Origin of the sequence: Novipirellula rosea (assembly GCF_039541335.1) — a bacterium.
Taxonomy (GTDB): domain Bacteria; phylum Planctomycetota; class Planctomycetia; order Pirellulales; family Pirellulaceae; genus Novipirellula; species Novipirellula rosea.
Window position 1 is genome coordinate 1 of sequence record NZ_BAABGA010000110.1, and the last position, 7725, is coordinate 7725.

General features: G+C 57.6%; 5 protein-coding genes. 3 read left to right on the forward strand and 2 right to left on the reverse strand.

What is annotated here, in order from left to right; genetic code table 11:
- Nucleotides 1-546: 546 nt before the first annotated feature.
- The 3 genes from ABD971_RS31625 to ABD971_RS31635 all read left to right on the forward strand — a co-directional run bounded on the left by ABD971_RS31625 (nt 547) and on the right by ABD971_RS31635 (nt 5140).
- Entirely contained in the window at nt 547-1908 is a 1362-nt protein-coding gene (locus tag ABD971_RS31625; RefSeq protein WP_345327722.1) for a DUF1598 domain-containing protein, read from the forward strand.
- Between the two features lie 234 nt (nt 1909-2142).
- Nucleotides 2143-2886, forward strand: coding sequence for an arginyltransferase (locus ABD971_RS31630; RefSeq protein ID WP_345327723.1), 744 nt, complete (start codon nt 2143-2145; stop codon nt 2884-2886).
- Between the two features lie 547 nt (nt 2887-3433).
- The gene (locus tag ABD971_RS31635) at nt 3434-5140 is read left to right on the forward strand and encodes a DUF1598 domain-containing protein (protein ID WP_345327724.1); all 1707 of its coding nucleotides are present in this window, start codon (nt 3434-3436) and stop codon (nt 5138-5140) included.
- Between the two features lie 733 nt (nt 5141-5873).
- Here ABD971_RS31635 and rnpA read toward each other — a convergent pair.
- Nucleotides 5874-6230 (reverse strand): ribonuclease P protein component, encoded by a 357-nt coding sequence (rnpA, locus tag ABD971_RS31640; protein WP_345327725.1) that lies wholly within the window; start codon nt 6228-6230, stop codon nt 5874-5876.
- 224 nt (nt 6231-6454) lie between these two features.
- Nucleotides 6455-7435 carry a DnaJ C-terminal domain-containing protein gene (locus ABD971_RS31645; RefSeq protein ID WP_339946436.1) on the reverse strand — a complete coding sequence of 327 codons (981 nt, stop codon included), beginning with the start codon at nt 7433-7435 and terminating at the stop codon, nt 6455-6457.
- Nucleotides 7436-7725 lie beyond the last annotated feature (290 nt).

Consider the following 7725-nt stretch of genomic DNA (forward strand, 5'->3'; position numbering starts at 1 on the left):
GATCATCACAGCGAATCGACGTGAAAACCGGTCGAAACACCACAATGATCATATACTAGGGTCGACCGCGAAGCGGTCGGGGAGGGCTGGTGAAACCATGCTTGCACGGTCCATTTCTAACACCCCGAACCCCACCCAGAGCCGGCTGCCGCCGACTCTGACCTCCCCAGCGGGGAGGTGAGGTTTTTCACCCTCCCTCCGGGAGGGTCGGCCGCACGATGCGGCCGGGGAGGGCTGGTGGAACGATGCTTGCACGTTCCGCTTCGAACACACCGATCCCCACCGGTGAGCTGGCTACCGCCGACTCTGACCTCCCCAGAGGGGAAGGTGACGTCGAATTTCCACCCCCGCCAGGACGTAAATGACTCGCGGGAAGCCACGCATATTCGCTGCAACAGGTAAAACTTCCCCAATCCGCCTCGGAATACCTGATATCCGGCTTTCGTTTGTTGATGCAGTGCCCTACGGCGATTATTGTCAAAGGACGCGAGCTCTATAAGCTGCGCAATTCACCCATCTTTTCGCAAAGTCGCCTCCTCAGGCTGAGTGATGAAAAAAACAAATCGTATTGCTGTCCTCGTTGTTTTCGCCGCCCTGTTCTCTCTGGGAACCAGCCAAGTTTCGGCCCAGACGCAGTTGGCGGGGGTCGATGTGGACGCCCAAGGTATCTTGAAGGTCAAACAATTTGACCCTCGTCTGGCCAACCAACGGCTGATCGAAGCTCGGAATCATGCCGACACCGGCGTGATGCAGACGAGCAAATTGCGAAAAGTATCGCTCAACCGACTCGAAGCCGCGATCGCCAAACAACTTGAGGCCGGCGGCACGATTTCCGAGGACATGCAGGCGTTGGCCGGTTTGACGTCACTCGAATACGTCTTTTTCTATCCCGATACCAAAGACATCGTCGTCGCTGGGCCCGCCGAAGGATTTGTCGCCGATCCCACCGAACGCCTGGTGGGCATCCAGTCCGGAAAGCCGACCGTTTTGCTCGAAGACCTCGTGACCGCCCTGCGAGCTTATGCCCCAGGTGCGAAACCCACTTCGCTGATCAGCGTGTCGATTGATCCCACCACCGAAGGATTGCAGCGGATGCAGCGATTCTTGGCCTCGGTTCGCGGCCGGGTTCAACCCAGTGACGCCGAACGATTGGCGATGGGACTGAAAGACAACTTAGGGCTGCAAACGGTCACGATCAAAGGCATCCCCAATTCCACTCACTTTGCTCGCGTGTTGGTTGAAGCCGATTATCGCATGAAGTTAGTCGGCATCGGGCTAGAGCGACTTCCCGTTCGCTTGCAAAGTTACGTCGATCGTGCGAACCCGAACACGGTCGCTTCCAACGCGATGGAACGCTGGTATTTTCAACCCAATTACGACGCGATCTCGGTCAGCGAAGATGGCTTGGCGATGCGAATCAACGAGCGAGGAGTGGAGCTTGTCGGTGCCAACGAACGCGTTGCCGATGGACGTCGGATGCAGATCGCGGGCAAGGTGAACCGCGCCAGTCAAACGTTCTGCAAAGATTTCACCACAGCGTTTCCTGAGATTGCGAAAAAGGTTCGCATCTATGCCGAACTCGCTCAGTTGATCGACGTCGCTGTCGCAGCCGCCTACATCCAAGAGCAAGATTTTTACGGTCAAGCCGATTGGTCGATGCCGGTGTTGCAAGACGAAACAATGGTTTCGGTCGAAACCTACACCGCTCCCGAGCAAGTGGAAACCGCCGTGAACGCTGTGTGGCGAGGCAACACACTGATGACACCACTCGGAGGTGGCGTAAACGTCCAGCCGCGACAAGCTCTGAAAGCCGAGCACGTCAGCAAAGACACCGACGGCCGCGTGGTGAAAACCCGCAGCGAAGCCGGCCCCACTGGCCTGAAAGAAGGCCAATGGTGGTGGGACTGATCTCCGGCTTTTGCCTTTCCTCGTAGCGGAAGTCGTCAAGACTTTCGTCCGATGTGGGACAGGTTTTTAACCTGTCATCGTGCTGGCCTCGCCTCAGGATCTTTGCCAGGATCTTTGCCAAGATCCGCGACATCCACCGCGTCAATAACGCATCGCCGACCGCGCCAAAAACGCATTGCCAGCGTATGATAAGTTCCGTGCTATCGCTCCCCAATGCACCGGTACGGAACGCTCATGAATCGGCCCAGTGAATTTCGCATGCCCAACGACGAGTGTCGGCTCGTCGTGGTCCAGGACCAATTGCAGCCGTGTCCTTATCTCAGCGAAGCCGTCGCCAGGATGCCGCTGAGGCTGCCGATCGGTAACGTCACCCCCGAAATTACCGATCAAATGTTGGTGATGGGGTTTCGCCGAAGTGGCGATTTTGTCTACCGAACTCAGTGCCCCGCGTGCCAAGAGTGCCGGCCGACGCGGATCGACGTCACCACGTTTCGCATGACGAAATCGTTCAAGCGAGTGCTGCGGCGGTGCGATCAAGATTTGAGCTGTCAATGGAATCCACCAAGTGTCGATCCGCTTCGGGTTGAAATCTTTAACCAACACCGACAAGTTCGAAACTTGGGACTCAGCGACGAGCCCGTCGATGAAGACGCCTATCGCTCGTTTCTAGCCGACTCGTGTTGCCAGACTCGGGAGTTGTCGATTTGGAAGGACAGCGAATTGATTGCGGTCTCGATTGTCGACTTGGGCCGCGAAAGTACGTCGGCCGTCTACACCCACTTTCGGCCCGAGTACAGTCGATACAGTCTCGGGACCTACGCGGTGTTAAAGCAGATCGAATGGGCACGAGCGAGCGACCGCCGCTATGTTTACTTGGGGATGTACGTCGCCGAGAACCAGCATTTGAATTACAAGTCCAGATTCAAACCGCAGCAGCGATTGATCGATGGCCAATGGATCGATTTCGACAAGGGCTAACAATGACGTCACCCTCCCTCCGGGAAAGTCAACCGCGAAGCGGTCGGGGAGGGCTGGTGAAACCATGCTTGCACCGTCCACTTCTAACACCCCGAACCCCACCCAGAGCCGGCTGCCGCCGACTCTGACCTCCCCAGCGGGGAGGTGAGGTTTCTTACCCTCCCTCCGGGAGGGTCGACCGCGAAGCGGTCGGGGAGGGCTGGTGAAACTATGCTTGCACCGTCCACTTCTAACACTCCGAACCCCACCCAGAGCCGGCTGCCGCCGACTCTGACCTCCCCAGCGGGGAGGTGAAATTGAGTTCACCCTGCCGAACGCAACATGATCCGGCCCACCACAATCGTTGCAATCTGCCTCGATCAAAACGCCACACCTAGCATCGCCTCCACTTTCGGAAATGCGGATCCCATTTGCCGTTCACCGCTGAAAACGCCTCTCGTGGCGACTTACCCCTGCGTGCAAAATCGCTCGGGCCCTTCATTTGCTGTAGAATCAAGCGAACCGGTCTCGCGTCTCTTCTTTTCCGACTCAGCCCCTCGACCCTGTCATGGCAAAACACTTCCATCGTCTTTGGCTCCTGCTCGGTTTGCTGTTGGTCGCTTCCATCTCGATTCCCGACAGTCCAGCACAACAACCGCTCAGTCGTCTGCAATCAGGTGAATTTGCCGCCGCTCGCCAGCAGGCAGCTGCCGCAGGATCACTGCCCCAACGTGATCAATTCCTGGCACAGATCTCGACCGCTCAATCCGCCGTCGGCGATTCCGCAGCAGCCAATTCCACGCTTCGCGAAATCGACTCCGCCGACGCGCGGAACCAAGCCATTGCCAACAACAACGGCGCCGCCGGCGGCAGCTCGTTTGCCGATTTTGGTTCTCTGATGACGTTAATCGAAACCACCGTCGTGCCCGATACTTGGGAATCGCTCGGCGGCCCCAGCACGATGGCACCTTACCCCCAAGGCGTCTTTGTCGACCCGCAAGGAACGCTGCGTGAGTGCGAGACGATCACGCGTACCGACGCGATGGATAATCTTGCTGCCCAACTCGGCGAAGCCGCAGCCGCCGGTGATCACGACGCCTTGTTTTCACCGTTAGCATGGCGCACCCCTTCGCCGCTCCGCAGCATCTCGCTACGTCGTCTGCGAGACGCGCTCTCGCACTACCAAGTCTCGGGCCAGAACGTACCGGACTCCATCCAGTATCTCGCTGGTTTATCCGAAGTTCGTTTCGTGCAGTTCACTGACGACGACATCATCCTCTCAGGCGAAGTCGGTGGCATCGAAACGTTTCAAGGTTGGTATCGAGACCGCGTCACCGCCCGCAACACGTTGCGACTCGACTTCTTATTGACCTGTCTCGCGGCAGCACAACATCGTCAATCGTTTGGCTGTACGATCGATCCGACGCGTGAAGGTTTGCAAAACGCAGCCCAGACGGCGGTCGGAATTCAAAACAAATCGATTCCGATCGGCACCGCCGCCGAAGCGGTCCGCGCGGCCTTGGGGATGCAACGCGTCGAAGTGTTTGGCACGGCCCCCGATACCGTGATCGGTTATGTGATGGTCGAGGCCGATCGGCACATGAAACAACTTGCTCTGGGAAAACAGTCGTTGCCCGAAGGAACCGATAATTATCTCGATGCGGTGGATGCTTTGATCGCCCAGGGAGCACCGCAAGATTTGCTGTTGCGGTTGTGGTTCACTGCCGTACCGCGAAGCGTTCGCTCGGACAACGATCGCCGCATCTTTGAACTCGCGGGGACGCCGATTCGTCTGAGTGGACAGAACGAGCGAGCGATCGCCAGTGGCGAGCGAGGGCATCTGACCAACGACCCACGCACGGAAATGTTTGTCGCGGGATTCAATCAAGATTGGAATCGGATTCGCCAGCAGTATCCGATTTACGGGGCACTCGAGTCGATATATCAAGCCGCTTCGATTGCCGAATTAGCCGAGCGTTATACCGAATCGAGTGTCCATGACGCACTCATTCAAAGTTTGACGCAGTTCAACAGTGATCGTCCGTGGATGTTGACTGCTCCGCGTCAAGTGGAGTCGATCGCGACCCTGCACACCGTCCGGCACGGAAAGCAAAAGCATCACATCGTGATCGCCAGCGGGGGTGTGTCAGTGGATGCGAAGCAGTCGTTGCCGCAAGAAATTAACAGGTACGCAGCCCTCGACACCTCTGCCGCCGCTTCCGCAGCGGATCGCCCCCATCGAGTCCAACGTTGGTGGTGGGACCAGGGGGAGTGAGCGGGGGAGACACGGAGACACGGAGACACGGAGACACGGAGACACGGAGACACGGAGACACGGAGACACGGAGAGTGAGGAGTAGCGGCAGTCGTCAAGGCTTTCGTCGGCATTGTCGCTCGGCTTTCCAAGCCGTTTGCGTGCTTCACCTCCCCTCCGGGGAGGTCAGAGTCGGCGGCAGCCGGATCTGGGTGGGGCTCGCGGTGTTAGAAATGGACGTTTGCCAGCAAGATAGTCACCTCTCCCAACGCAGTTGGGAGAGGTCGAGCAGAGCGTATGGCGATTGCTCGGGTGAGGGCCGTCCGAGCAAGTTGAGTCGCAACCAGCATCAAGATAGCGCGGTCGGCCCTCACCCGAACGAGGCCTCAAGGGCCCGGCCGACCTCTCCCCGCTTCGCCGGGCGAGGTGACTTGCTGGACGCCAGCAAGGGATGCCATAGCGGAACTCATCAATCGTGGGATAGGTTTTCAACCTGTCATCGCGCTGGGTTTGCCATTGAATCTTCGGCATTGTCGCTCGGCTTTCCAAGCCGTTTGCGTGCTTCACCTCCCCTCTGGGGAGGTCAGAGTCGGCGGCAGCCGGATCTGGGTGGGGCTCGCAGTGTAAGAAATGGACCGTACAAGCAAGAATTCACCACCCCTCCTCAGCCGCCTCCTGCGGCCGACCCTCGCTTCAGCGAAGGTAAATTCTCCCCTCTCCGTGTCTCCCCCTCTCCGTGTCTCCCTGTCTTCCCTCACGTCCCATCCAATCGCCGGGCCGCTTTGCGAGTCAGATAGGGAATTGATTTTTGGATCTTCGCCCAGTCCGGCTTGGCATCTTTTTTCGGGCGGACGACCAAGTTCATACCGTCCGGTACCCGGTCCTGCTGTGTCCGAAACGACTCGCGGATTAAGCGTTTCCAGCGGTTTCTCACGACCGCGTTCCCCGTGCGTTTAGGAATCGTGACCCCCAATCGACTCGGTGATCCCGGCTCGCCCTTGACCGCAAACAACACCAGCACGCCGTCGGCCACGCACACCCCGCGGCGTAGGATCACGGTGAATTGCGAACTGTGAACAATGCGGCGCGATTTAGGAAACAGATAACGCACAAAGATTTACCAATTGTTTTTCGATCCTATCCCGATTGGGATTAAAGACATTAGCCGTAGGGAATCGAGAGGTTTTCCGGTGGTGTTCGCGACGCTCAAACCACCGGCTAATTACTAAAATCCCTATCGGGATGGGACTACAGAAGATGTGTAGGGGTAAAGAGGACGTCAGTCTCCGGGGGATGGGAAATCCACTACGGCAGCAATAAACCGGGCACGTCAATCTAGAACGACAAATCGTGTCTCAGGTTCATTGGGTTTCGTTCGGCAAACTTTTCGATCAGTTCCTTCGACTCGTCATCGATCGTTTCCGGTAACCGGATTTGCAACTCGACGATCAAATCGCCAGCCGAACCGTCGCGGCTGCGGATCCCCTGTCCCTTCAGCCGCAAGCGGCGTCCGCTGCTCGATCCCGCCGGAATCGACATCGCCACCGTGCCGCTCGGCGTCGGCACATCGATCTTCGCGCCCAACGCCGCTTCGGGAAGCGAAACGGGGATCTTGAGTTCCAAGTTCTTGCCGATCCGGCGAAAGTGCGGATGGTCTGAAACCTTGATCATCAAGATCAAATCGCCAGTGGGGCCTCCGTTGGGCGACGGTTGGCCTTGTTCACGCAAGCGAATTTTCGAGCCGGTTTCTACTCCCGGCGGAATCGTGACCGACAATTTTTCGTTCTTGCCCGCGCGGTTCAGATAGAACTCGGTCGTGCCCCCGAGCACCGCGGTTTGCAGAGGCAATTCGAGTTCGTGCCGCACGTTCTGGCCGCGTTGTGGTGGCGCCGCTCGGCGACCGCGTCCCGCACCTCGGCCTGCCCCGCCGCGGCCTCCCGCACCGCCTCCCATCATCTGTTCGAAGAAATCCGAGAAGCCGCCTTCGAACTTCACATCACCGCCGCCACCGCGGCCGCCAAAAATCTGTTCCAAGTCCAAACCGTCAAAGCCAGCGCCAGCAGCAGCGTGCGGATTAAATCCCCCGCCGCGGATTTTTTCAAAATCGGCACCGTAACGGTCGTAGGCCGCGCGTTTCTCTTCGTCGCTGAGCACATCGTAAGCCTCCTGAACACGCTTGAATTTCTCGCGTGCCGCTTTGTTATCAGGATTCTTGTCGGGATGATATTTCAGCGCCAGCTTGCGGTGAGCTTTCTTGATATCGTCCTTCGAGGCGTCGCGAGCGACCCCTAAAATTTGGTAAAGATCTTCTGCCACAACTTCAAATTTCGGTACGGTGTAAAGGTTCAAAGAATTCAGCTACGTGCCAACTTGGCAGATTGCTGCGTTTTCGACTAGCAGGAGCAAACCGCGAACCGATTTGAAATCGAAGTTCCGTTACGGGTGGGTTAGGTTTTCAACCTGTCATCGCGCTGGCCTTACCTTTGGATCTTCGGCAAATTGTCGCTCGGCTTTCCAAGCCGTTTGCGTGCTTCACCTCCCCTCTGGGCATTGGTGTCTACACAAATCGATCGATTTGATATTGATTGCCGGATGGGATTCAAATT